This window comes from Pseudomonas palmensis, from assembly GCF_049942755.1.
In the GTDB taxonomy this organism is placed as follows: Bacteria; Pseudomonadota; Gammaproteobacteria; order Pseudomonadales; family Pseudomonadaceae; genus Aquipseudomonas; species Aquipseudomonas palmensis.
Map to the genome: position 1 here is coordinate 1,341,170 of NZ_CP187958.1, position 23,106 is coordinate 1,364,275.

Annotated in this window: 23 protein-coding genes and 1 tRNA gene; 13 read left to right on the top strand and 11 right to left on the bottom strand. The window is 64.0% G+C overall.

What is annotated here, in order from left to right; translation table 11 throughout:
- Positions 1–679 precede the first annotated feature (679 nt).
- Positions 680–2,185 (top strand): malate dehydrogenase (quinone), encoded by a 1,506-nt coding sequence (gene mqo / locus ACPRTJ_RS06165; RefSeq protein WP_043864347.1) that lies wholly within the window; start codon positions 680–682, stop codon positions 2,183–2,185.
- Positions 2,186–2,239: 54 nt separating this feature from the next.
- On the opposite strand, the gene ACPRTJ_RS06170 is transcribed toward mqo, so the two are convergent.
- The 3 genes from ACPRTJ_RS06170 to ACPRTJ_RS06180 form a co-directional block, all read right to left on the bottom strand.
- Complete coding sequence (locus tag ACPRTJ_RS06170) at positions 2,240–2,527, bottom strand: PA4642 family protein (protein WP_054916234.1); 288 nt, start codon at positions 2,525–2,527, stop codon at positions 2,240–2,242.
- Positions 2,528–2,598: 71 nt separating this feature from the next.
- Positions 2,599–3,066: a hypothetical protein gene (locus ACPRTJ_RS06175; protein WP_054916235.1), complete on the bottom strand. Its 468-nt coding sequence runs from the start codon at positions 3,064–3,066 to the stop codon at positions 2,599–2,601.
- A gap of 154 nt (positions 3,067–3,220) precedes the next feature.
- Positions 3,221–3,778, bottom strand: coding sequence for a hypoxanthine-guanine phosphoribosyltransferase (locus tag ACPRTJ_RS06180; RefSeq protein WP_043864344.1), 558 nt, complete (start codon positions 3,776–3,778; stop codon positions 3,221–3,223).
- A 165-nt stretch (positions 3,779–3,943) separates the two neighbouring features.
- Between ACPRTJ_RS06180 and upp the strand changes: the two genes are divergently transcribed.
- Together upp and ACPRTJ_RS06190 are read left to right on the top strand one after the other, a co-directional pair.
- Entirely contained in the window at positions 3,944–4,582 is a 639-nt protein-coding gene (upp, locus tag ACPRTJ_RS06185) for a uracil phosphoribosyltransferase (protein ID WP_054916236.1), read from the top strand.
- Between the two features lie 2 nt (positions 4,583–4,584).
- Positions 4,585–5,859: a uracil-xanthine permease family protein gene (locus ACPRTJ_RS06190; protein ID WP_043864342.1), complete on the top strand. Its 1,275-nt coding sequence runs from the start codon at positions 4,585–4,587 to the stop codon at positions 5,857–5,859.
- An 87-nt stretch (positions 5,860–5,946) separates the two neighbouring features.
- Here the strand turns inward: ACPRTJ_RS06190 and hemH are convergent, their stop codons facing one another.
- Both hemH and ACPRTJ_RS06200 read right to left on the bottom strand, forming a co-directional pair.
- Positions 5,947–6,963 carry a ferrochelatase gene (gene hemH / locus ACPRTJ_RS06195; protein ID WP_043864341.1) on the bottom strand — a complete coding sequence of 339 codons (1,017 nt, stop codon included), beginning with the start codon at positions 6,961–6,963 and terminating at the stop codon, positions 5,947–5,949.
- Positions 6,964–6,975: 12 nt separating this feature from the next.
- On the bottom strand, positions 6,976–7,878 hold the full coding sequence (locus tag ACPRTJ_RS06200) for a TIGR01777 family oxidoreductase (RefSeq protein ID WP_043864340.1): 903 nt from the start codon (positions 7,876–7,878) through the stop codon (positions 6,976–6,978).
- Positions 7,879–8,063: 185 nt separating this feature from the next.
- On the opposite strand from ACPRTJ_RS06200, the gene ACPRTJ_RS06205 reads away from it, so the two are divergent.
- The 5 genes from ACPRTJ_RS06205 (at position 8,064) to ACPRTJ_RS06225 (ending at position 13,167) form a co-directional block, all read left to right on the top strand.
- Positions 8,064–9,050, top strand: coding sequence for an NAD(P)/FAD-dependent oxidoreductase (locus tag ACPRTJ_RS06205; RefSeq protein ID WP_043864339.1), 987 nt, complete (start codon positions 8,064–8,066; stop codon positions 9,048–9,050).
- A 112-nt stretch (positions 9,051–9,162) separates the two neighbouring features.
- Positions 9,163–10,119, top strand: coding sequence for a YbgA family protein (locus tag ACPRTJ_RS06210; protein WP_282362166.1), 957 nt, complete (start codon positions 9,163–9,165; stop codon positions 10,117–10,119).
- Complete coding sequence (locus ACPRTJ_RS06215) at positions 10,109–10,999, top strand: MerR family transcriptional regulator (protein ID WP_426428376.1); 891 nt, start codon at positions 10,109–10,111, stop codon at positions 10,997–10,999. The genes ACPRTJ_RS06210 and ACPRTJ_RS06215 overlap by 11 nt, the downstream gene beginning before the upstream one ends.
- 28 nt (positions 11,000–11,027) lie before the next feature.
- Positions 11,028–12,455, top strand: a complete 1,428-nt coding sequence (gene phrB / locus ACPRTJ_RS06220) for a deoxyribodipyrimidine photo-lyase (protein WP_282362168.1) — start codon at positions 11,028–11,030, stop codon at positions 12,453–12,455.
- 10 nt (positions 12,456–12,465) lie between these two features.
- A complete protein-coding gene (locus ACPRTJ_RS06225; RefSeq protein WP_158554925.1) occupies positions 12,466–13,167 on the top strand; it encodes an SDR family NAD(P)-dependent oxidoreductase in 702 nt (233 codons plus the stop codon).
- A gap of 57 nt (positions 13,168–13,224) precedes the next feature.
- Here ACPRTJ_RS06225 and ACPRTJ_RS06230 read toward each other — a convergent pair whose 3' ends face one another.
- From ACPRTJ_RS06230 to hemA, 6 genes are all read right to left on the bottom strand, one after another.
- Positions 13,225–13,743, bottom strand: a complete 519-nt coding sequence (locus tag ACPRTJ_RS06230) for an acyloxyacyl hydrolase (RefSeq protein ID WP_043864335.1) — start codon at positions 13,741–13,743, stop codon at positions 13,225–13,227.
- A 114-nt stretch (positions 13,744–13,857) separates the two neighbouring features.
- Positions 13,858–14,649: a glutamate racemase gene (murI, locus tag ACPRTJ_RS06235; RefSeq protein WP_043864474.1), complete on the bottom strand. Its 792-nt coding sequence runs from the start codon at positions 14,647–14,649 to the stop codon at positions 13,858–13,860.
- On the bottom strand, positions 14,642–15,397 hold the full coding sequence (locus ACPRTJ_RS06240) for a molybdopterin-synthase adenylyltransferase MoeB (RefSeq protein WP_054916242.1): 756 nt from the start codon (positions 15,395–15,397) through the stop codon (positions 14,642–14,644). The genes murI and ACPRTJ_RS06240 overlap by 8 nt, the downstream gene beginning before the upstream one ends.
- Positions 15,391–16,221 (bottom strand): peptide chain release factor N(5)-glutamine methyltransferase, encoded by an 831-nt coding sequence (prmC, locus tag ACPRTJ_RS06245; RefSeq protein WP_426428380.1) that lies wholly within the window; start codon positions 16,219–16,221, stop codon positions 15,391–15,393. The genes ACPRTJ_RS06240 and prmC overlap by 7 nt, the downstream gene beginning before the upstream one ends.
- The gene (gene prfA / locus ACPRTJ_RS06250) at positions 16,222–17,304 is read right to left on the bottom strand and encodes a peptide chain release factor 1 (protein WP_054916244.1); all 1,083 of its coding nucleotides are present in this window, start codon (positions 17,302–17,304) and stop codon (positions 16,222–16,224) included.
- Positions 17,301–18,578 carry a glutamyl-tRNA reductase gene (hemA, locus tag ACPRTJ_RS06255; protein ID WP_043864331.1) on the bottom strand — a complete coding sequence of 426 codons (1,278 nt, stop codon included), beginning with the start codon at positions 18,576–18,578 and terminating at the stop codon, positions 17,301–17,303. Before hemA ends, prfA begins: the two co-directional genes overlap by 4 nt.
- A 177-nt stretch (positions 18,579–18,755) precedes the next feature.
- Between hemA and ACPRTJ_RS06260 the strand changes: the two genes are divergently transcribed.
- From ACPRTJ_RS06260 to ACPRTJ_RS06280, 5 genes are all read left to right on the top strand, one after another.
- Positions 18,756–20,486 carry a tetratricopeptide repeat protein gene (locus ACPRTJ_RS06260; RefSeq protein ID WP_054916245.1) on the top strand — a complete coding sequence of 577 codons (1,731 nt, stop codon included), beginning with the start codon at positions 18,756–18,758 and terminating at the stop codon, positions 20,484–20,486.
- 4 nt (positions 20,487–20,490) lie between these two features.
- Entirely contained in the window at positions 20,491–21,108 is a 618-nt protein-coding gene (lolB, locus tag ACPRTJ_RS06265; RefSeq protein ID WP_043864329.1) for a lipoprotein insertase outer membrane protein LolB, read from the top strand.
- Complete coding sequence (gene ispE, locus ACPRTJ_RS06270; RefSeq protein WP_229589142.1) at positions 21,108–21,956, top strand: 4-(cytidine 5'-diphospho)-2-C-methyl-D-erythritol kinase; 849 nt, start codon at positions 21,108–21,110, stop codon at positions 21,954–21,956. Before lolB ends, ispE begins: the two co-directional genes overlap by 1 nt.
- A 34-nt stretch (positions 21,957–21,990) precedes the next feature.
- Positions 21,991–22,065 (top strand) — tRNA-Gln (locus tag ACPRTJ_RS06275).
- A gap of 47 nt (positions 22,066–22,112) precedes the next feature.
- The gene (locus tag ACPRTJ_RS06280; RefSeq protein WP_010225730.1) at positions 22,113–23,054 is read left to right on the top strand and encodes a ribose-phosphate pyrophosphokinase; all 942 of its coding nucleotides are present in this window, start codon (positions 22,113–22,115) and stop codon (positions 23,052–23,054) included.
- The last annotated feature ends 52 nt before the right edge of the window (positions 23,055–23,106 follow it).

Below are 23,106 nucleotides of genomic sequence, written 5' to 3' on the forward strand. Positions count from 1 at the left end.
CCCACCTGCGCCGGTGAGCGCTCTGTTCAGCCGCCTGCCCCCTGCAGGCCAGCCCGCCACGGCGTGGCCGGCGAAGCAAAGCGCAACAAAAGTCGTTAATAAAGATCGTTTCTGCCCGCGACCTCGTTATAATCTCCCCCCGATTATAAGGACGTCTCCTGATCGGGCCTCGCAGCACCGCCAATGCCATTGCATCGGCATCCCCGAATCGCCCACAGAGAGCCGCCCACACAGGTCTTGCCAAGCTGGTGTGCCCGCGTTCCTTCGGCGCTCTGCTCTGCCTGAACCTGCCGGGTTTGCCATCGTGCACACCCTTTTTGAGGTTCACGACTCCAAAAGAGCGTGAAAAAACGGTTTTCACAACTTCACGAGAGTGTGGCGAGCAATGAACAGTCTGGCATGTGTAAAAGCAGCAACTGCGTCCCTGAAAGCCCCAAACAGCTGGCAACAGCACTCATCTGCGATGGGTGACTAAGGCCGGTCCATAGCGCACGATGGACACCTTGACCATAAGTCGAATTGCCGCACGGGCGGTAAAATGCGTTCATAGGCAACGCAAAGCCCGGTTGGTGGTGTCCGCGGAAGTTGAAAAACCTGCGAAGTAGCGGACATGGAAATCCCGGCCAAGCCTGGGAGCCATGCTGTCAATTTGGTGCTGAAGATTTTTGGAGACGCGTTAATGGCGCAGAACGAAGCAGTCGATGTAGTACTGGTAGGGGCCGGCATCATGAGTGCCACCCTGGCCGTACTGCTCAAGGAACTCGACCCGGCGATGAAGCTGGAAGTCGTCGAGTTGATGGATTCGGGTGCCGCGGAAAGTTCCAACCCGTGGAACAACGCCGGGACCGGCCATGCCGGGCTGTGTGAGCTGAACTACACGCCGCAGGCCGCCGACGGCAGCATCGACATCAAGAAAGCGGTGCACATCAATACCCAGTTCGAGGTATCCCGGCAGTTCTGGGCCTACCTGAGCAAAAAGGGCGCCTTCAAGAACCCGCGTGCCTTCATCAACCCGATCCCGCACCTGAGCTACGTCGAAGGTGACAAGGGCGTCGCGTTCCTGAAAAAGCGGTTTGAATCGCTCAAGCCTCACCACGCCTTCGCCGAGATGGAATACACCGAAGACAAGGCGCTGATGAACGAGTGGATGCCGCTGATGATGCCGGGCCGCCCCGCCGACCAGCACATCGCCGCCACCCGCGTGATGAAAGGCACCGACGTCAACTTCGGCGCCCTGACCAACAAGCTGCTCAAGCACCTGGCCGACACCCCCGAGTCGCAGGTCAAGTACAGCAAGAAGGTCACCGGCCTGCGCCGTAACGGCAGCGGCTGGACCGTCACCATCAAGGACGTCAACAGCGGCAGCAGCCGCGACGTCGATGCCCGCTTCGTGTTCCTCGGCGCCGGTGGCGCGGCCCTGCCGCTGCTGCAGCTGTCGGGCATCGAGGAGAGCAAGGGCTTCGGCGGTTTCCCGGTCAGCGGCCAGTGGCTGCGCTGCGACAACCCCGAGGTGGTCAAGCGCCACCAGGCCAAGGTCTACAGCCAGGCCGCCGTGGGTTCGCCGCCGATGTCGGTACCGCACCTGGATACCCGCGTCGTCGACGGCAAGACCTCGCTGCTGTTCGGCCCGTACGCCGGGTTCACCACCAAGTTCCTCAAGCACGGCTCGTTCCTCGACTTGCCGCTGTCGGTGCGCCTGGGCAATATCGGGCCGATGCTGGCCGTGGCCCGCGACAACTTCGACCTGACCAAGTACCTGGTCAGCGAGGTGATGCAGTCGATGGAACAGCGCCTGGAATCGCTGCGTCGCTTCTACCCTGAAGCCAAGGCCGAAGACTGGCGCCTGGAAGTGGCCGGGCAACGGGTGCAGATCATCAAGAAAGACCCGAAAAAAGGCGGCATCCTGCAGTTCGGCACCGAACTGGTGGCGGCCAAGGACGGCTCGCTGGCCGCCCTGCTGGGCGCCTCGCCGGGTGCTTCGGTCACCGTGTCGATCATGCTGGAACTGATCGAACGCTGCTTCCCCGAGCAGGCCAAGGGCGCCTGGGCGGCCAAGCTCAACGAGATCTTCCCGGCACGGGAGAAGGTCCTGGCGACCGACGCTGCGCTGTACCACAAGATCAGCGCGCAGAACGACGAGGCCCTGGGCCTGGTCGAGAACCAGCCGACGCAAAGCTACGCGTAAGCGTGATGCATGAAAAAACGCCCCTCGGGGCGTTTTTTCATGGCTGCGATGTACTCACTTGCGGGCGCTGTCGATGATCTCGATGTACTCGGGCGCATTGCGCTGGTCGCCGATCACCTGGGCGAAGGTGTTGCCGTGCTCGTCCTTGCCGTCCACATCGTATCCGGCCTCGACGAAGAAGCCGACGAAACGTTCGAAGTCATCGATGCGCAGGCCGCGATAGGCCTTGATCAGTTTGTGGTGCGAGGGCGAGCTGGCATCGGCCGGTTCGAACTGGAGAAACGACTTGATGTAGTCGTCGCTGATCTCATCACCAATCACTTGCTTCTTGTCTTTACGCATTGCCGACTCCAACTGAACCATCACGGACATTTTTCACGGGCCGGCAGTTTACCCCCCGGCAGCGCTGTGGCTCAACGCGCGCGTAGGGTGCCGGTGTGCACATCGGCCCAGATATGACCGTTGGCATAGCTGAGGAACTGCACGTACAGGGTGTCGTTGCGCAGCAGGTCGAGAATCACCCGGTACTGGCTGGCGGGATAGTTGAGGGTCAGGGTGCGGCTCTTGGCGTCGAACGCCGGTTTGCGCAGGCTCTTGCCTTCGCCGTCGAAGCTGATCAGCACCTCGCTGATGGTGGCGCCCTTGTTCAGGGGCTTGCCCTTGAGGCGCATCAGCACCGGTGCCGTGACCGGTATCGGTTGCTGGTTGGACTGTCGCTGGTTGCCGACCACCACCGAATACTGGGTCACCTGCAGCAGTTGCTGGGCTTCGGGGGTTTCCTGGCGCAGGGTAAGGTCGTCGGGCGGCAGGAACTGGCTGTGCAGCGGCGCGGCGGCCAGGGGCAGGCTGGTCAGCAGCAGGAGGGCGAGGATGGCGCGCATGGCAGGCTCCTTGGGGGCGGCCTGGCACTCTAGCATGAGAAATGTACGAAGCTGACGGCCTCTTGTGGGAGCGGGCCTGACCCGCGATGCAGGCACCGCAAATAGCTGATACCGCATCGCCCCTTTCGCGGGCCAAGTCAGCTCCCACCCGGTTTTACATGCCCTTCACGGCATAGATACCCGCCGCATTGCGCCAGTAGCCCTTGTAGTCCATGCCGTAGCCGAACACATAGCGGTCAACGCAGCTCAAACCGCAGTAGTCGGCCTTCAGGTCAGGGCTGGCCTTGCGGTCGTGGTCCTTGTCCACCAGCACCGCGCTGTACACCGCCTTGGCACCGGCATGCTTGCAGAAGTCGATGATGGCGCTGAGGGTGTGCCCTTCGTCGAGGATGTCGTCGATGATCAGCACTTCTCGATCGATGAACGACACTTCGGGCTTGGCCTTCCAGAACAGGTCACCGCCGCTGGTCTGGTTGCGGTAGCGCGTGGCATGCAGGTAGGACGCCTCCAGCGGGAACTGCAAATGGGTCAGCAGCTTGCCGGAGAAGATCAGGCCACCGTTCATCACGCAGAACACCACCGGGTTGCGGTCGGCCAGGTCGGCGGTGATCTGCGCGCCCACACGGGCAATCGCCGCTTCGACTTCGGCTTCGCTGTGCAGGCAGTCTGCTTCACGCATGACTTGACGGATATGCTCGAGATCAGCGGACATGACGCTCTCCAGGGGGCTGCGGTTGAGAAAAGCGGGCAAAGGTACGCACCCTCACGCATCAGATCAAGCATTTATGGACTAACGTGCACAATGCCTATAGGACACCTGCGGCCGAATAGATTACTCTAGCGCGGTTTTTTTGCCCGCCCCCCGGAGCCTTTCCCTATGCCAACCCGTGAGATCCGCCATCCGCTGATCCGTCACAAGCTCGGCCTGATGCGCCGCGCCGATATCAGCACGAAGAATTTTCGCGAACTCGCCCAGGAAGTCGGCGCGCTCCTGACGTACGAGGCAACCAAGGATCTGCCGCTGGAAAGCTACGACATTCAAGGCTGGTGCGGCACCGTACAGGTCGAGAAGATCGCCGGCAAGAAGATCACCGTGGTGCCGATCCTGCGCGCCGGTATCGGCATGCTCGACGGCGTGCTCAGCCTGATCCCGGGCGCCAAGGTCAGCGCCGTGGGCGTTGCCCGCAACGAGGAAACCCTCGAAGCGCACACCTACCTGGAAAAACTGGTACCCGAGATCGACGAGCGCCTGGCCATGATCATCGACCCGATGCTGGCCACCGGCAGCTCCATGATCGCCACCATCGACCTGCTGAAGAAGGCCGGCTGCAAGGACATCCGCGCCATGGTGCTGGTGGCAGCGCCCGAAGGCATCGCGGCGGTCGAGGGTGCACACCCCGACGTGCACATCTACACCGCCTCGATCGATGAACGCCTGAACGAACACGGCTACATCATTCCCGGCCTGGGCGATGCAGGCGACAAGATCTTCGGCACCAAGCAGAAGGACACCTGAACATGCAGGACGAGTTCAACGACCCGCTCTGGCGCCAGGTCGTCTCCGGCGCGCAGATGCTCTTCGTGGCATTCGGCGCGCTGGTGCTGATGCCGCTGATTACCGGCCTCGACCCCAACGTTGCGCTGTTCACTGCGGGCCTGGGGACTCTGCTGTTCCAGGTGGTCACTGGCCGTCAGGTGCCGGTGTTCCTCGCCTCCAGTTTTGCCTTCATCACCCCCATCATTCTCGCCAAGGGCCAGTTCGGCCTGGCCGAGACCATGGGCGGGGTAATGGCGGCCGGGTTCGTCTACACCTTCCTGGGCCTGGCCGTGAAGATCAAGGGCACCGGCTTCATCGACCGCCTGCTGCCGCCGGTGGTGATCGGCCCGGTGATCATCTCGATCGGCCTGGCGATGGCGCCGATTGCTGCCAACATGGCCATGGGCAAGGCCGGCGACGGCGCCGAACTGCTGCCCTACAGCACCGCGATGATGATCTCGATGCCAGCGCTGCTCACCACCCTCATCGTGGCGGTGTTCGGCAAGGGCATCTTCCGCCTGGTGCCGATCATTGCCGGGGTGCTTGTGGGCTTTGGCCTGTCGTTCTACTTCGGTGTGGTCGACACCGCCAAGATCGCCGCCGCCCCCTGGCTGGCCCTGCCGCACTTCACCGCGCCGGCCTTCAACTGGCAGGCGATCCTGTTCATCGTACCGGTGGCCCTGGCCCCGGCGATCGAGCATATCGGCGGCGTGATTGCAGTGGGCAGTGTGACCGGTCGCGACTACCTGAAAAAGCCCGGCCTGCACCGTACCCTGCTGGGTGACGGCATCGCCACCACCACCGCCGGCCTGTTCGGCGGCCCGCCCAACACCACCTACGCCGAAGTGACCGGCGCGGTGATGCTGACCAAGAACTACAACCCCAAGATCATGACCTGGGCGGCCGTGTTCGCCATCAGCCTGGCCTTCGTCGGCAAGTTCGGCGCGTTGCTGCAGAGCATTCCGGTGCCGGTGATGGGCGGCATCCTGTGCCTGCTGTTCGGCTCGATCGCGGCAGTGGGCATGAACACCATGATCCGCCACAAGATCGACCTGAGCGAAGCGCGCAACCTGGTGATCGTCTCGGTGACCCTGGTGTTCGGGATTGGCGGTGTGCTGGTCGGCACCGGTACCGGCCCGGACGACTGGGGCCTGAAGGGTATCGCGCTGTGCGCCGTGGTGGCCATTGCGCTCAACCTGCTGCTGCCGGGCAATGACGGCTGGAAGAACAAGGTGCTGGACGACCATTTGCCTTGATCTGAAACGCTTCGCCGGCAAGGCCGGCTCCTACAGGGGTTCGCGCAAACCTGTAGGAGCCGGCCTTGCCGGCGAACGCTGCACTACCTAACCCGCCTGCTCACACAACTGCGTAAGCGCCTCCACCCACTGCGGGTGATCATTCAGGCACGGCACCAGCACCAGCTCTTGCCCGCCCGCCTCGACAAACTGCTCGCGCCCGCGATCGCCGATTTCTTCCAGCGTCTCGATGCAGTCGGCCACGAACGCCGGGCACATCACCAGCAGCTTCTTGACGCCTGCCTTGCCCAGCTCGTCCAGGCGCGCCTCGGTGTAGGGTTCGATCCACTTGGCCCGGCCCAGCCGCGACTGGAACGACACCGACCATTGGCCCTCGGCCAGGCCCATCTTCTGCGCGAACAACTGTGCCGAACGCAGGCACTGCGCGCGATAACACACCGCCAGCACCTCGGGCGAAGCGTTGCGGCAGCAGTCGGCATTCTGGAAACAATGCGAACCGGTAGGGTCGAGTTTCTTCAGGTGCCGCTCGGGCAAACCGTGAAAGCTCAGCAGCAGGTGATCGAAGCCCTGCTCCAGGTACGGCCTGGCACTGGCCACCAGCGCGTCGATGTACAGCGGCTGGTCATAGAACGGACGCAGCACCGGCATCTGCAATGCCAGCTTGTGCTCGGCCACCACGGCCTTGGCCTGCTCGATCACGGTGGTCACGGTGCTGTCGGCAAACTGCGGGTACAACGGCGCCAGGGTCACCTTGGTGACGCCCTGGCCGGCCAGACGCTGCAACACCGTGGACAGCGAAGGCTCGCCATAGCGCATGGCGATTTCCACAGGCCCGTGGGCCCAGTGCGCGCCCATGGCCTGCTGCAGGCGCCGGGTCAGCACCACCAGCGGCGAGCCTTCCTCCCACCAGATGGAAGCATAGGCGTGGGCCGACTGCTCCGGACGCTTGATCAGGATCAGCGAGACCAGCAGGCGACGCACCGGCCACGGCAGGTCGATCACATACGGGTCCATCAGAAACTGGTTGAGGTAACGACGCACGTCGGCGACGGAAGTGGAAGCCGGTGAACCCAGGTTGACCAGCAGCAGAGCATGATCGGTCATGCAACATCCTTTTCAGAGGCGCGCGGACAAGTCATCCAGCGCCGATTGCACATCGTTGTAACGGAACGTGAAGCCTGCCGCCAGCAAGCGCACCGGGCGCGCCCGCTGGCCACCCAGCAGCAATACCGACAGTTCGCCGAGCCCGGCGCGCAGTACCAGCGCCGGCAACGGCATGAACGCCGGGCGGTGCAGCGCGCGCCCCAGGCGTCGGGCAAATTCACGGTTGCGCACCGGCTCCGGCGCGCAGGCATTATAAGGACCGCTGGCATCCTCGCGCTGCAACAGAAAATCAATCAGGGCGATTTGGTCGTCCAGATGGACCCACGGCATCCACTGGCGACCACTGCCAATCGGCCCGCCCAGCCCGAGCTTGAACGGCAGGCGCAGGCGCGACAAAAAGCCGCCCTCGGCCGCCAGCACCAGCCCGGTACGCACCAGCACCACCCGCATGCCCAGGGCCTCGGCGCGCAGCGCGGTTTCTTCCCAGGCAATGCACAGCTGGCTGGCAAAGTCCTCCTTGACCGGCTGCGACAGCTCGGTCAGCTCGCGCTCACCACCATCGCCATACCACCCCACCGCCGACCCCGAGATCAGCACCGCAGGGCGCTGCTGCCGGCCTTGCAGCCAGGCGATCAACTGCTCGGTGAGGGTGATGCGGCTAGCCCATAGCAGCGCGCGTCGGTGCGACGTCCAGGGGCGATCGGCAATCGGCGCACCGGCCAGGTTGACCACGGCGTCCACCGGCTCCTCGCCCAGTTCGTCGAGCCGGGCAATGCCGCGCACCCCTGCCCCGCACACCTGAGCGACCTGCGCCGGACGCCGGCTCCACACCGTCAGGCGGTAACCCTTGTCCAGCCAGAAGCGGCAAAGGTGTCTGCCGATCAGGCCCGTACCACCGGTCAGCAATATATGCATGGCTGTGTCCTCACATGGCGCGCGCTGGTCTATTTTTAAGTTCAAGGCACTTTTTTGACCGAACGCTCTCGGATAAACATAGGCCAACCTGCAACGTCGAGCGGAATCATCTTATACAAGCTGGAGATATTGTACAGGCTTGTCGGGCAGCGTAGGCTGTTTCCAAAAGGTTCGAAGAGGCCATCATGACTGTTCCTATCGCAATCATCGGTGCCGGCATCGCCGGCCTGTCCGCCGCCCAGGCCCTGCAGAAGGCCGGGCACACCGTGCACCTGTTCGACAAGGGCCACGGCAGTGGCGGACGCATGGCCAGCAAACGCAGCGAAGCCGGCGCCCTGGACCTGGGCGCGCAGTACTTCACGGCCCGCGACCGACGTTTCGTCGAACAGGTCCAGGCCTGGCAGGCCAAGGGCTGGGCGGCCGAATGGAAGCCGCAACTGTACAACTACCGCGAAGGTCAGCTGACCCCCTCGCCGGACGAGCAGATCCGCTGGGTGGGTGTACCGCGCATGAGCGCCATCACCCGCGGCCTGCTCAAGGATGTCACCGTCAACTTCAATTGCCGCATTGCCGAGGTGTTCCGCGGCAAACAGTACTGGCACCTGCAGGACACCGAGGGCGGCAGCCACGGGCCGTTCAGTCGCGTCATCATTGCGGTGCCGGCGCCCCAGGCCACGCAGTTGCTCAGCGCCACCACCAAGCTGGCCGGCATGGCCGCCAGCGTGCAGATGGAGCCCACCTGGGCCATTGCGCTGGGCTTCGATACTCCCCTGGACACCCCCATGCAGGGCTGCTTCGTGCAGGGCTGCGACCTCGACTGGCTGGCGCGCAACCGCAGCAAGCCCGGGCGTGACGAAAAACTCGACACCTGGGTTCTGCACGCCACGGCCAGCTGGAGCAAGCAACACATCGACCTGTCGCGCGAGGCCGTGATCGAGCACCTGCTGGGCAACTTCGCCGAACTGGTGGGCTGCGCCGTGCCGGCCCCCACCTTCACCCTGGCCCATCGCTGGTTGTATGCCCGCCCGAGCAGCAGCCATGAATGGGGCGCCCTGGCCGATGCCGACCTGGGCCTGTACGCCTGCGGCGACTGGTGCATGTCGGGGCGCGTCGAGGGCGCATGGCTCAGCGGCCAGGAAGCGGCGCGGCGCCTGCTCGAACACCTGGAATGACCCCTGCACCGGCTGAAGCTGTACAGAACATTTGACTTGTACAACGCGTTATCTATGATGAGCGAAGCTGTACATAATTTTGTTTCTGTACAAATTTCAGTCGAGAGCGACCATGGCGGCCACCAGACCAAAGATTGCCATCAGTGCATGCCTGACCGGCGAAGAGGTCCGCTACAACGGCGGGCACAAGGCCTCGCGCCTGTGCAATGAAGTGCTGGCCGAGCACTTCGACTTCATCGGCATCTGCCCCGAGGTTGCCATCGGCCTGGGCACACCTCGCCAGGCCATCCGTCTGACCGGTGACCCGGCCAACCCCAAGGCCGTGGGCAGCCGCGATGCCAGCCTGGACGTCAGCCAGGCACTGGATGCCTACGGCGCAGAAATGGCCGGGCAACTGACCGACATCTGCGGCTACATCTTCATGCAGAAATCGCCATCCTGCGGCCTGGAACGGGTCAAGGTGTACCAGGCCAACGGCTACCCGGCCACCGAAGGCGGTCGCGGCCTGTATGCCGCACGGTTCTGCGCCCAGCGCCCCGACCTGCCGGTCGAAGAGGATGGCCGGCTGTGCGATCCGGTACTGCGGGAAAACTTCATCACCCGCGTGTATGCCTACGCCGACTGGCAGCAATTGCTGGCAGGCGGGCTCAGTCGTCATGCCCTCATCGCCTTCCACTCGCGCTACAAGTACCAGTTGATGGCGCACAACCCCCAGCAGTACAAGGTGCTGGGCAAGTTGCTGGGCAGCATGCAGCGCCAGGACGACCCCACCCAGATCGGCCCACGGTATTTCAGCCAGCTGATGAGCGCCCTGAGCCGCTGCGCCAGTCGCGGCACCCACGGCAACGTGCTGATGCACCTGAGCGGCTACCTGCGCCGGTTTCTCGACCCCCGCGACAAACAGGAAATCCGCGCCCTGATCGAGCAGTACCAGGCCGGCATCGTCCCGCTGGTGGTGCCGCTGACCCTGCTCAAGCACCACCTGCGCCGCCACCCCGATCCCTACCTCATGCAGCAGGTCTATCTGCAACCGCACCCGGAAAACCTGAGCCTGCGCAATGCCATCTGAAGACGACCTGCTGCCCATTCGTGAAGTCACCCGCCTGACCGGGGTCAACCCCGTGACCCTGCGCGCGTGGGAGCGTCGCTACGGGCTGATCGTGCCGCAGCGCACCGGCAAGGGTCACCGGCTCTACAGCGCCGCACACGTGCAGCGCATCCAGCAGATTCTGCAATGGCTCAACCGCGGAATCGCGGTGGGCCAGGTCAAGCCGCTGCTCGACACCTCCCCAGCAGTGCAACCCGCACCCGGCAACGACGACTGGCACACCCTGCGCCTGCAACTGGTCGACTGCATCGCGCAACTGGCCGAACGCCGACTCGACCAGTTGTTCAACCAGGCCATGGCCCTCTACCCCGCCGCCACCCTGTGCGAGCAACTGTTGCTGCCGTTGCTGCAAGAACTCGACACCCGCTGGCACGGGCACTTTGCCGCCCGCATGGAGCAGGTGTTCTTCCATACCTGGCTGCGCAGCAAACTTGGCGTGCGGGCGTATCACAACAACCGTCAGCTGAACGCCGCGCCCGCCCTGCTGGTCAACGCCTCGGCCCTTCCATTCGACCCGCAGCTGTGGCTGTGCGCCTGGCTGCTCAGTGATGCCGGCTGCGCGGTCGAGGTATTCGACTGGCCGCTGCCACCTCGAGAGCTGGCGTTTGCCGTGCAGCAGCTCAAACCCTGTGCGTTGGTGATGTGCCTGAACGCGGCGCTCGATCCGCGTGAACTGCAGCGCAGCCTCAATGCGATCGATCTGCCGACCCTGCTGCTGGGCAGCATGGCCGCGCTCTACAAGGAGCATGCCGAGGCGGCGGGCCTGCAGGCAGGCAACGTGCATCTGCCGTCCTCTGTGGTGGCGCTGCCCGCCCTGTTGCTGGGCCTGCTGGCCACCTGACGTCTCCCCCACATTCACAGGATTTCGTATGCAACTGATCTGGCTGCGCAACGACTTGCGCGTTCACGACAACACTGCGCTGGCCGCTGCCTGCTCGCGCGGGCCCACCCTGGCGGTGTGGCTGGTAAGCCCCGGGCAGTGGCTCGCCCACGACGACGCCCCGTGCAAGGTGGACTTCTGGCTGCGCAACCTGCACAGCCTGCGCCAGTCACTGGACGCCCTGAACATTCCCCTGCTGATCGTGCATGCCGACCAGTGGGCCGATGCGCCTCGGGTGCTGCTCGCGCTGTGCAGGCAACATGCGGTCAGTGCCGTGCACCTGAACGAGGAATACGGGGTACACGAACAACGTCGCGATCAGGCCGTGCAGCAGGCATTGCGCCAGGCCGACATCCAGGTGCACAGCTACCTAGACCAGTTGCTGTTCAAGCCCGGCAGCATCCTGACCCGCAGCGGCGGTTACTTCCAGGTGTTCAGCCAGTTTCGCAAGGTGTGCTACGAACGCCTTCACCTGGGGCTTCCCTCACGGGTAGCGGCGCCGGCAGCCCAGGCCCGGCTGGCCATTGCCAGCGACACCGTCCCCACCCAGGTGGCCGGCTTCGAGACGCCGCCCGACGCGTTGCGCACGCTGTGGCCGGCAGGCGAGGATGAAGCCGCGCGCCGCCTGGCGCGCTTTGTCGACGAGGCCATCGAGGATTATCCGGTACAGCGCGACCTTCCTGCCGTGCCTGGCACCAGCCAGCTGTCGGCCTACCTCGCCGCCGGGGTGATCTCCCCCCGCCAGTGCCTGCATGCCGCCTTGGCCTGCAACTTCGGCGAATTCGACAGCGGGAATGCCGGCGCCATCACCTGGATCAACGAACTGCTGTGGCGCGAGTTCTACAAGCACATTCTGGTGGGCTACCCGCAGGTTTCCCGCCACCGTGCCTTCAGGTCACATACCGAAGCCCTGCCCTGGCGCAACGCGCCACAGGACCTGCTGGCCTGGCAACAGGGCTGCACCGGCATCCCTATCGTGGATGCGGCCATGCGCCAGTTGCTCGCCACAGGCTGGATGCACAATCGCCTGCGCATGGTCACGGCCATGTTTCTGACCAAGAACCTGCTGATCGACTGGCGTGAAGGCGAACGCTTCTTCATGCGCCACCTGATCGACGGCGACCTGGCCGCCAACAACGGCGGCTGGCAGTGGAGCGCCTCGACCGGTACCGACGCCGTGCCCTACTTTCGGATCTTCAATCCGGTGAGCCAGTCGCAACGCTTCGACCCTGCAGGGCGATTTCTGAAGCACTGGCTGCCTGAACGCGGCAAACTGGACCACAAGGCCGTCCATTTACCCAATGTCCAGAACGATTTGTTTGCAATAGATGTCTATCCTCATGCAATTGTAGACTTAAGTTCTAGTCGCCAACGCGCACTGGATGCGTTCAAACACTTACCTAAACGCAACGATTGAGGAAAGGATCTTGAGCAGTGATCGACCTCGGCGCATCTGGATTACCGGTGCCAGCAACGGACTTGGGCATGCCTTGGCAGAGGCGCTGCTTGAACAGGGCTGCAAGGTGGCGCTCAGTGTTCGCAATCGCGACGATGCACACCCCCTTGAGACCGACTATCCCGGTAGGGTCCTTGTGCTTGCCGGCGACCTGCACCAGATGCCGCAGGCCAGGCGCGCCTGCGCCACCCTGACCGAACAATGGCAGGCCATCGACGGCCTGATCGTCAACGCCGGCACCTGCGACTACCTGCCGTTGCCGATTACCCAGACACTGCTGCAGGACGTGGTGCGAAGCAACCTGGCCGCCGCCTCGCACTGCCTCGATGGCGCGCTCCCCCTTCTGGACAAGGGGCGCGCCCCGCAGGTGGTGGGGATTCTCAGTGCGTACTCTGCCCTGCAGCTGGGCGAACCCGGCCAGCCGCGGCGCCCTGCCAACAGCATCGCGTCACTGTTCGAAGACGCCCGCCCCCTGCTGGTCGCACACGGCATCGACCTGACCATCGTGGCCCCTCAGACGCCTGCACAGGCCATGAACACACCCACTGCCATCCCGGATGAGTGGGACGCCAGTTCGGCTGCCAGCGCCATCCTGCAACGCCTGGGCGAACGCCCGCAGCAGTTGACCCTGCAGGCGCTGGCGGTCAATGAGCTGTGGCCGCTGCCAAAATGAAAAAAGGCCCTGACGCAAGTCAGGGCCTTTTTCGAGGTGCAGGGTACCGGCCGACCGTCAGAGCGGCATGCGGTAGTGCAGCGAATAGCTTTCCACGCCATCGTTGGGGCTTTGCAGGCCCGCGTTCGAATAGTGGATGGCGCGCACGCCTACCTCGTGTCCGCCCGCGAAGCGCAAGCCGAACCCGATGCGGTCTTCGAACTGGAACGACGAGCCGAGCTTGTTGGTTTCAAGCTTGGTGCTGGAGAAGGCCGCTACACCGATACCCGCCTCGATGTAGGGTTTGACCGACTCACCGGCGAACTCGTAGACGAACACGGGCGCGAACGAGAGGCTGTGGTTGCTGGAAGTCTTGTCGCCGTCCCAGTAGGTGTAGGCACCGTCCCAGTAGCCGGTCACGCGGCCGACGCTGGTCTGCCACCAGCTGGCGTCCCAGTTGGACTGCAGCCCAAGGCGATAGACCATGGTCGAGTCACCGGTCTGCCCTACGGAAAACGAGGCGTCAGCGGCGTTTGCGGTGAAAGAGTGCCCCAGGGTAACGGCTGCAATCGCAGCCAAGCAAAGCAGTTTCTTCATGAGAAACGTCCCTTTTCCTAAATGCTGTTGTGGTTTTGTGTCTCATCAGACGATTGAATAGAAATCGGCAGTAGTACGATAGTTCAGGAAAAAAATGCATTTTTCACAGTTTTTTTACAAGTCGAAGCTTCGCACACTGTCAGATTTATTCCACAACATCGGCAGAATCTTTACCAAATGTGCCGGACTGCCGCTGGTCCAGAACTGCGCAGGCTGCGCCGGGCCGTGGGCCAGCAGGTCCCGTTCACCCAGCAAACGCTGGAGTTGCCGGGCAACGGCAGCGCCGGTATCGATGATGGCCACGGCAGGCGGCACCATGTGCGCCAGCAGCGGTTTCAGGAAGGGGTAATGGGTGCAGCCCAGGATCAGGGTGTCGCAGCCGGCGGCCAGAAGCGGCTCGACATAGCCCTGCAGCAACTGGCGCAGCGCGGGGCTGTCCAGGTCGCCCGCCTCGATCAGTTCCACCAGCCCCGGACACGGCTGGGTAACTACACGAACGTCGCTGGCAAAGCGGTCCAGCAACGCGGCGAACTTGGCGCTCTGCAGGGTGCCGGTGGTTGCCAGCACCCCTACCACGCCACTGCGGGTGGCCGCTGCCGCCGGCTTTACCGCCGGCTCCATGCCCACCAGCGGCCAGTGCGGGTAGCGCTCGCGCAGATCGGCCACCGCCGCCACGGTGGCGGTGTTGCAGGCCAGCACCATGGCCTTGGCGCCCTGTTGCTGAAAGAACTCGGCTACCAGGCGGCAGCGCTGGCGGATGAACTCGGGCGACTTCTCGCCATAGGGAATATGCCCGCAGTCCGCCACATACAGCAGCGACTCGTCGGGCAGCAGGCGGCTGATTTCCGCCAGCACCGACAGCCCGCCCACGCCGGAATCGAACACCCCGACCGGCGCTTCACGCATGGCCGGCGCCACACACGCTGCAGGCCGGGTCGCGCTTGACCCGCAGCTCGCGAAACCGCGTTCCCAGGGCATCGACGAGCAGCAGGCGACCCACCAGCGGCTCGCCAAACCCGGCCAGCAGCTTCAAGGCCTCCAGCGCCTGCAGGCTGCCCACCAGGCCTACCAGCGGGCCGAGCACACCGGCTTCGCTGCAGGTCAGCTCGGCTTCGCTGCCATGCCCGTACAGGCAGTGGTAGCAGGGGCTGAGCGGGTTGCGCGGATCGAACACCGACAGCTGGCCTTCCAGGCGAATGGCCGCACCGCTGACCAGCGGCTTGCCGGCCGCGACGCAGGCAGCGTTCACCGCCTCGCGGGTGGCAAAGTTGTCACAGCAGTCCAGTACCAGGTCGACCGCCCCCACCGCCTGGGCCAGGGAGTCGTCATCCAGGGCCTGGCGATGGGCAACCAGGGCGACCTGCGGGTTGATCGCCTGCAGCCGGGCCATGGCCGAATCGACCTTGCTCAGGCCCACGGCGGCCGTGTCGTGCATCACCTGGCGTTGCAGGTTGGTCAGGTCGACCGTGTCGAAGTCGGCCAGGTGCAGCTCGCCGACCCCGGCCGCCGCCAGGTACAGCGCCACCGGCGAACCCAGGCCGCCCAGGCCGACGATCAGTACCCGGCTGCCCTTGAGGCGCAACTGCCCGTCGATATCCACCTGGGCCAACAGGATCTGCCGGCTGTAGCGCAACAGCTCCTCGTCGTTCAGCATGCCAGGCGCCCGAGGCTGATGCGCTCATGGCCGCCAAGGTCGGTGCGGCTCTGGATCTGCTCGAACCCGTGTCGCGCCAGCAGTTCGCGCACCGCTGCAGCCTGGTCATAGCCATGTTCCAGCAGCAGCCAGCCGCCGGGCAGCAGGTGCTGCGGGGCCTGTGTGATGATCTGGCGCAGGTCGTCGAGCCCGTCGCTGCCGGCCACCAGCGCACTGCTGGGCTCGAAGCGCACGTCGCCGGCCGCCAGGTGCGGGTCCTGCTCGGCGATGTAGGGCGGATTGCTGACGATCAGCGCAAAGCGCTGCCCTTGCAGGGCGTCGAACCAGTGGCTGGCAAGCACCTTGGCGTTGTCCAGCTGCAAACGCTGGCGGTTGAGCTCGGCCAGGGCCACGGCTTCGGGCACCCGGTCGACGGCCGTCACCTGCCAGCCGCCGCGCTCGCTGGCCAGGGCCAGGGCGATGGCGCCGCTGCCGGTGCCCAGATCGAGCACCTGCAATGGCGTTGCCGGCAGCAGCTCAAGGGCGACCTCCACCAGCAGCTCGGTGTCCGGCCGCGGGATCAGCGTGTGCGGGGCTACTTCCAGGTCAAGCTTCCAGAAACCCTGCTGGCCGAGGATATAGGCCACCGGCTCGCCTTCGCTGCGTCGCTGCAGGTAGGTGGCGAAGGTTGCGGCCGCTTCGCTGCTGACGATGCGCTCGGGCCAGGTGTGCAGGTAGCTGCGCGATTTGCCGATGGCCGCAGCCAGCAGCAGCTCGATATCCAGGCGCGCGGTGGGCGAGTCGGGTAGCTGCGCCCCGCGCAGCAGGCTGGCAATGATGGTCATTTACTCACCCAGTGCGGCCAGTTGATCGGCCTGGTATTCGGACAGCAGCGGCTCGATGATCGCATCGACGCCGCCCGCCAGTACTTCATCCAGCGAATACAGGGTCAGGTTGATGCGGTGATCGGTCACCCGGCCCTGTGGATAGTTGTAGGTACGGATACGCTCGGAGCGGTCACCCGAGCCCACCAGCAGCTTGCGCTCGCTGGCGATCGCGTTCTGCGCGGCACTGGTCTGCATGTCGTTGAGCCTGGCCGACAGCCAGGACATCGCACGGGCGCGGTTCTTGTGCTGCGAGCGCTCTTCCTGGCATTCGACCACGATGCCGGTGGGCAAGTGGGTGATACGGATGGCCGAGTCGGTCTTGTTCACGTGCTGGCCGCCCGCGCCGGAGGAGCGGTAGGTGTCCACCCGCAGGTCGGCCGGGTTGATCTCGATGGCCACCTGCTCGTCGGGCTCGGGCAGCACCGCCACGGTGCACGCGGAGGTGTGGATGCGGCCCTGGGACTCGGTTTCCGGCACCCGCTGCACGCGGTGTGCGCCAGACTCGAACTTGAGCTTGCCGTACACGCTGTCGCCCTCGACGCGGGCGATGATTTCCTTGTAGCCGCCGTGCTCGCCCTCGTTCTCGGAGAGGATTTCCAGGCGCCAGCCGCGACGCTCGGCATAACGCGAGTACATGCGAAACAGATCGCCGGAGAAGATCGCCGCCTCGTCGCCACCTGTGCCGGCACGGATCTCGAGGAACACGTTGCGCCCGTCGTTGGGGTCCTTGGGCAGCAGCATGCGTTGCAGTTGCCCTTCGATAGCGGCCAGTTGCTCCTTGGCCTCGCGTACTTCCTCGACCGCCATTTCGCGCAGGTCCGGGTCGCTGTCCTTGAGCAAGGCCTGGGCGCCCTCCAGGTCAGCCTGCACCTTGCGCCACTGCGCGTAGGTCTGTGCCACGGGCTCGACCTCGGCATATTCGCGCGAGTAGGCACGGAAGCGCGTCTGGTCCGAAATCACTTCGGCATCACCCAGCAGGGCGGTCAATTCCTCGAAACGGTCCTGGAGCGTGTCCAGTTTATTCAGCAGCGACGCTTTCATTGCGGGGTTTTATCCGTGGAGCCCTCGTTGAGGGCAAAGAGTTCCTGGGCCATGGCCAGCGCATCGAGGCGGCCTTCGGCAGACAGCTTTTTCAGTTGCACGCTCGGCGCGTGCAGCAACTTGTTGGTCAGGCCGCGGGCCAGCTGCGCCAGCACCTCTTCGGCGTTGCTGCCGTTGGCCAGCAGGCGCTGGGCCTTTTGCAGCTCTTCGTCGCGCAGGCGCTCGCTCTGCTGGCGGTAGGCCTTGAGCACATCCACCGCAGCCAGCTCGCGCAGGCGCAGCATGAAGTCCTCGGCGCCCACGGTGACCAGCTCTTCGGCGGCCTGGGCGGCGCCCTGGCGGCTCTTGAGGTTTTCGGCCACCACATCGTGCAGGTCGTCGACGGTGTACAGGTACACGTCGTCCAGCTCGCCCACCTGCGCCTCGATGTCGCGGGGCACGGCGATGTCGACCATGAAGATCGGCTTGTGCCGGCGCTGCTTGAGTGCACTCTCGACCGCGCCCTTGCCCAGGATCGGCAACTGGCTGGCAGTGGAACTGATCACGATATCGCTGTTGACCAGCTCCTGCGGGATGTCCGACAGCAGCACCGCATGGGCACCGAACTGCTCGGCCAGGGTGCTGGCGCGCTCCAGCGTGCGGTTGGCCACCACGATGCGGCGCACGCCCTGCTCGTGCAGGTGTCGCGCCACCAGCGTGATGGTTTCTCCGGCACCGATCAGCAGGGCCTGGCTGCGGCCCAGGTCGCTGAAGATCTGCTTGGCCAGGCTCACGGCGGCAAATGCCACCGACACCGGGTTTTCACCGATGGCGGTATCGGTACGCACCTGCTTGGCGGCGCTGAAGGTCGCCTGGAACAGGCGCCCCAGCAGCGGGCCGATGGTGCCGGCCTCGCGCGCCACGGCATAGGCCGATTTCATCTGGCCGAGGATCTGCGGCTCGCCCAGCACCAGCGAGTCGAGCCCGGAGGCCACCCGCATCATGTGCCGCACGGCGCCATCATCTTCATGGATATAGGCACAGGCGCGCAGTTCATCCAGGCTCAGCTTGTGATAATCGGCCAGCCAGCGCAGTACGCTGTCCGCCGCCAGGTGATCCTGTTCGATGTACAGTTCGCTGCGATTGCAGGTCGAAAGGATCGCAGCTTCGCGGCTGGCGGTCAGTCGACACAGCTGCTGCAAGGCTTCGACCAGCTGCTCGGGCGTAAACGCCACGCGCTCGCGTACGTCTACCGAGGCAGTCTTATGGTTGATACCGAGGGCAAGAAAGGCCATTCAAGGTCGCTGATTGTGACGAGAAGCCGATAATTGTCCTACTTCGCCGGATAGAGAACAACCACCGCTCGTTATTGTCTCTTATAGTCTGTATCCAAAAGCCCCATCGACGATGGGTTTGCCATGATCCTTGTGTCATGATGATCCGACCGCAGGTAAGCCGCCCAAATCCTCCCTATGAATAGATCTTCCGCGTTATTCCTCGCCTTTGCCTTGCTCCAGGGTTGCCAGACGCTGACCCCGGGCGCCCGGGACGCCACGGCGCCTGCCGACGATGCGGCCACGGTCGCCGAGGCCAAGAAGCCCACGGTGTACGGCTCGTTCACCCAGGACACGGTGTACAGTCTGTTGACCGCCGAGCTCGCAGGGCAGCGCAACCGCTTCGATATCGCCCTGGACAACTACGTCACCCAGGCGATCAAGACCCAGGATGCGGGCATTTCCGAGCGGGCCTTTCGCATTGCCGAGTACCTGGGCGCCGATCAGGCCGCCCTCGATACCGCACTGATATGGGCCAGGAACGACCCCGAGAACCTCGACGCACAACGCGCCGCCGCCATCCAGCTGGCGCGCAGTGGACGCTATGACGATTCGATGGTGTTCATGGAGAAGGTGCTGCAGGGTCAGGGCGACACGCATTTCGACTTTCTCGCGCTGTCGGCGGCCGAAACCGACCAGGACACCCGCGACGGCCTGCAGAAAAGTTTCGACCGCCTGCTGGTAAAGTACCCCGACAACAGCCAGCTGGTGTTCGGCAAGGCCCTGCTGCTGCAGCAGGACGGCAAGTCCGAGGCCGCCCTGGCGCTGCTCGAAGCCCACCCGCCGGCGGACGGTGAAATTGCCCCGATCCTGTTGCGCGCGCGCCTGCTGCAATCGCTCGACCGTGGCCCCGAAGCCCTGCCGCTGCTGCGCAAGGCCATCGCCCGCAACCCCGACGACAAGCGCCTGCGCCTGACTTACGCGCGCACCCTGGTGGAGCAGGACCGCATCGACGACGCCAAGGTCGAGTTCGCCAACCTGCTGCAGCAATACCCCGAAGACGACGAACTGCGCTATTCGCTGGCGCTGGTGAGCATCGAGGCCAAGGCGCTCGACGAAGCCACCAGCTACCTGCAGGAACTGATCGAGCGCGACAGCCACGTGGATGCGGCGCACCTGAACCTGGGGCGCATCTTCGAAGAGCGCAACGATTCCGAAGCGGCCCTGACCGAGTACGCCCTGGTCGGCCCTGGCAACGACTACCTGCCCGCGCAACTGCGCCAGGCCGACATCCTGATTGCCAACGGGCGCACCGACGAGGCCAGCCGGCGCCTTGCCGAAGCCCGCGAGGCGCAGCCGGACTACGCGATCCAGCTGTACCTGATCGAGGCCGAAACCCTTGGCAACAATGACAAGGACGCCCAGGCCATGCAGGTGTTGCAGGCAGCGATCCGGCAGTACCCGGACGACCTGAGCCTGCTGTACAGCCGTGCCATGCTCGCCGAGAAGCGCGACGACCTGGCCCAGATGGAAAGGGACCTGCGCAGCATCCTGCAACGCGAACCGGAAAACGCCATGGCGCTCAATGCGCTGGGCTACACCCTGGCCGACCGTACCACCCGCTATGCCGAAGCCAAGGGCCTGATCGAGAAAGCCCTGCAGATCAACCCCGAAGACCCGGCCGTGCTCGACAGCCTGGGCTGGGTCAACTACCGCATGGGCAACCTGGACGAGGCCGAGCGCCTGCTGCGCCAGGCCCTGGAGCGCTTCCCCGACCACGAGGTCGCGGCGCACCTGGGCGAAGTGCTGTGGGCCAACGGCAAGCGTCGTGAAGCCCGCCAGGTTTGGGCCAAGGCCTTCGAAGGCCAGCCCGACAGCCCTATTCTGCGCAAGACCGTCTTGCGCCTGACCGGATCCGAGACTCTATAAGCTTATGTTACTGCGCCATTTCATCACCTTCAGCCTGATCGCCGTGCTTGCCGGCTGTTCCAGCTTCGGCTCCCGCGAGGCCGTGCAGGGCCAGGGCAACGCGCAACTGTGGCGTGAACACAAACAGCAGTTGAGCACCCTCGACGGCTGGCAGATCAACGGCAAGGTGGGCATCCGCGCACCGAAAGACTCCGGCAGTGGCACCCTCTTCTGGCTGCAACGCCAGGACTACTACGACATTCGCCTGTCCGGCCCGCTGGGTCGCGGCGCCGCACGGCTTACCGGCCGTCCGGGCCAGGTGGTGCTGGAAGTGGCCAACCAGGGCCGTTTCGAGGCACAAAGCCCGGAAAGCCTGCTGGCCGAGCAACTGGGCTGGGAGCTGCCGGTATCGCACCTGGTGTGGTGGGTACGCGGCCTGCCCGCCCCCGACAGCAAGAGCCAGCTGACCCTGGACGGCGACAGCCGCCTGGCCAGCCTCAAGCAGGACGGCTGGAGCGTCGAGTACCTGAGCTACACCGAACAGAACGGCTACTGGCTGCCCGAGCGCCTCAAGCTGCACGGTCAGGACCTCGACGTGACCGTGGTGGTCAAGGAATGGCAACCGCGCCAGCTGGGGCATTGATGATGAGCCGATTGACCCTGCCGGCCCCGGCCAAGCTCAACCTGATGCTGCACATTCTCGGCCGCCGCGCCGACGGCTACCACGAGCTGCAGACGCTGTTCCAGTTTCTGGACCATGCCGACGAACTGAGTTTCGACCTGCGCGACGACGGCCAGGTCATCCTGCACAGCGACCTCAAGGATGTGCCCCACGAGAGCAACCTGATCGTGCGCGCGGCGCGCAAGCTGCAGCAACTGACCGGCTGCCCCCTGGGCGTGGACATCTACCTGAAGAAGGTACTGCCCATGGGCGGCGGCATCGGCGGTGGCAGTTCGGATGCCGCCACCACCCTGCTCGGTCTCAACCACCTCTGGCAGCTTGGCTGCAGCGAAGACCAGCTGGCCGAGCTGGGCCTGACACTGGGCGCCGACGTGCCGGTTTTCGTGCGCGGGCACGCGGCGTTTGCCGAAGGCGTGGGCGAGAAGCTCACCCCCGTCGACCCCGAGGAACCCTGGTACGTCGTGCTGGTACCGCAAGTATTTGTAAGTACAGCAGAAATTTTTTCGCATCCGTTGTTGACACGTAATTCACCGCCCATTAAGATGCGCCCCGTTCCCAAGGGAAACAGTCGTAATGACTGCCAACCGGTAGTAGAGCAGAGTTACCCGGAAGTACGTAACTCACTGAATTTACTAGGTAAATTCACGGATGCTAGGCTAACCGGAACTGGAAGTTGTGTGTTTGGGGCCTTCCCAAGCAAAGCTGAAGCTGATAAAGTTTTGGCCCTTCTTACAGAGACCCAAACAGGGTTTGTGGCTAAAGGAAGCAACATCTCAATGTTGCATCGCACGCTGCAAGGTCTGCTCTAGGAATCGAGTATCAGGTACTCGCAGCAACAGATACAGGGGCGTCGCCAAGCGGTAAGGCAGCAGGTTTTGATCCTGCCATGCGTTGGTTCGAATCCAGCCGCCCCTGCCATTTTCCTATACTCATCCAGGTATACCCTCAGCCTTCAGGTACTGCGCGTGTCCAAGATGATGGTCTTTACGGGGAACGCTAACCCCGATCTGGCTCGGCGTGTCGTACGTCAGCTGCATATCCCTCTCGGTGACGTCTCTGTCGGTAAGTTCTCCGACGGCGAAATCAGCACTGAGATCAATGAAAATGTTCGTGGTAAAGACGTTTTCATTATTCAGCCGACTTGCGCGCCAACCAACGATAACCTGATGGAACTGGTAGTGATGGCCGATGCCTTCCGCCGCTCCTCAGCGTCTCGAATCACTGCCGTGATTCCTTACTTCGGATATGCCCGCCAGGATCGCCGTCCGCGTTCGGCGCGTGTAGCTATCAGCGCCAAAGTGGTTGCCGACATGCTCACCGTCGTCGGGATCGACCGTGTTCTCACCGTCGACCTGCACGCTGACCAGATCCAGGGTTTCTTCGATATTCCGGTAGATAACATCTACGGCTCCCCCGTTCTGGTGGATGACATCGAAGACCAGCGTTTCGAGAACCTCATGATCGTGTCCCCGGACATCGGCGGCGTCGTGCGTGCACGTGCTGTTGCCAAGTCCCTGGGCGTCGATCTGGGTATCATCGACAAACGCCGCGAGAAGGCCAATCACTCCGAAGTGATGCACATCATCGGCGACGTCGAAGGACGTACGTGTATTCTCGTCGACGACATGGTCGACACCGCCGGCACCCTGTGCCACGCGGCCAAGGCCCTGAAAGAACACGGCGCGGCAAAGGTTTACGCCTACTGCACGCACCCTGTCCTGTCGGGTCGCGCGATCGAGAATATCGAAAACTCCGTGCTGGACGCACTGGTGGTGACCAACACCATCCCGCTGTCCGCTGCAGCACAAGCCTGTGACCGTATTCGTCAACTGGATATCGCACCGGTCGTGGCCGAAGCGGTTCGCCGCATCAGCAACGAAGAATCGATCAGCGCGATGTTCCGCTGAGGGCCTGGCCCTCGCGAGATCACGTTGACGTAAAGCGCCCCGCCCCAGCACT

Coding starts and splice junctions, on each gene's coding strand:
- upp (WP_054916236.1), top strand. CDS start 3,944: ATGCCAACCCGTGAGATCCGCCATCCGCTGATCCGTCACAAGCTCGGC.
- ACPRTJ_RS06190 (WP_043864342.1), top strand. CDS start 4,585: ATGCAGGACGAGTTCAACGACCCGCTCTGGCGCCAGGTCGTCTCCGGC.
- ACPRTJ_RS06210 (WP_282362166.1), top strand. CDS start 9,163: ATGGCGGCCACCAGACCAAAGATTGCCATCAGTGCATGCCTGACCGGC.
- mqo (WP_043864347.1), top strand. CDS start 680: ATGGCGCAGAACGAAGCAGTCGATGTAGTACTGGTAGGGGCCGGCATC.
- hemA (WP_043864331.1), bottom strand. CDS start 18,578: ATGGCCTTTCTTGCCCTCGGTATCAACCATAAGACTGCCTCGGTAGAC.
- prmC (WP_426428380.1), bottom strand. CDS start 16,221: ATGACCATCATTGCCAGCCTGCTGCGCGGGGCGCAGCTACCCGACTCG.
- ACPRTJ_RS06200 (WP_043864340.1), bottom strand. CDS start 7,878: ATGCATATATTGCTGACCGGTGGTACGGGCCTGATCGGCAGACACCTT.
- lolB (WP_043864329.1), top strand. CDS start 20,491: ATGTTACTGCGCCATTTCATCACCTTCAGCCTGATCGCCGTGCTTGCC.
- ACPRTJ_RS06205 (WP_043864339.1), top strand. CDS start 8,064: ATGACTGTTCCTATCGCAATCATCGGTGCCGGCATCGCCGGCCTGTCC.
- ACPRTJ_RS06240 (WP_054916242.1), bottom strand. CDS start 15,397: ATGCTGAACGACGAGGAGCTGTTGCGCTACAGCCGGCAGATCCTGTTG.
- ACPRTJ_RS06170 (WP_054916234.1), bottom strand. CDS start 2,527: ATGCGTAAAGACAAGAAGCAAGTGATTGGTGATGAGATCAGCGACGAC.
- ACPRTJ_RS06215 (WP_426428376.1), top strand. CDS start 10,109: ATGCCATCTGAAGACGACCTGCTGCCCATTCGTGAAGTCACCCGCCTG.
- ispE (WP_229589142.1), top strand. CDS start 21,108: ATGATGAGCCGATTGACCCTGCCGGCCCCGGCCAAGCTCAACCTGATG.
- ACPRTJ_RS06230 (WP_043864335.1), bottom strand. CDS start 13,743: ATGAAGAAACTGCTTTGCTTGGCTGCGATTGCAGCCGTTACCCTGGGG.
- prfA (WP_054916244.1), bottom strand. CDS start 17,304: ATGAAAGCGTCGCTGCTGAATAAACTGGACACGCTCCAGGACCGTTTC.
- hemH (WP_043864341.1), bottom strand. CDS start 6,963: ATGACCGATCATGCTCTGCTGCTGGTCAACCTGGGTTCACCGGCTTCC.
- ACPRTJ_RS06260 (WP_054916245.1), top strand. CDS start 18,756: ATGAATAGATCTTCCGCGTTATTCCTCGCCTTTGCCTTGCTCCAGGGT.
- murI (WP_043864474.1), bottom strand. CDS start 14,649: ATGCGTGAAGCGCCGGTCGGGGTGTTCGATTCCGGCGTGGGCGGGCTG.
- ACPRTJ_RS06180 (WP_043864344.1), bottom strand. CDS start 3,778: ATGTCCGCTGATCTCGAGCATATCCGTCAAGTCATGCGTGAAGCAGAC.
- ACPRTJ_RS06175 (WP_054916235.1), bottom strand. CDS start 3,066: ATGCGCGCCATCCTCGCCCTCCTGCTGCTGACCAGCCTGCCCCTGGCC.
- phrB (WP_282362168.1), top strand. CDS start 11,028: ATGCAACTGATCTGGCTGCGCAACGACTTGCGCGTTCACGACAACACT.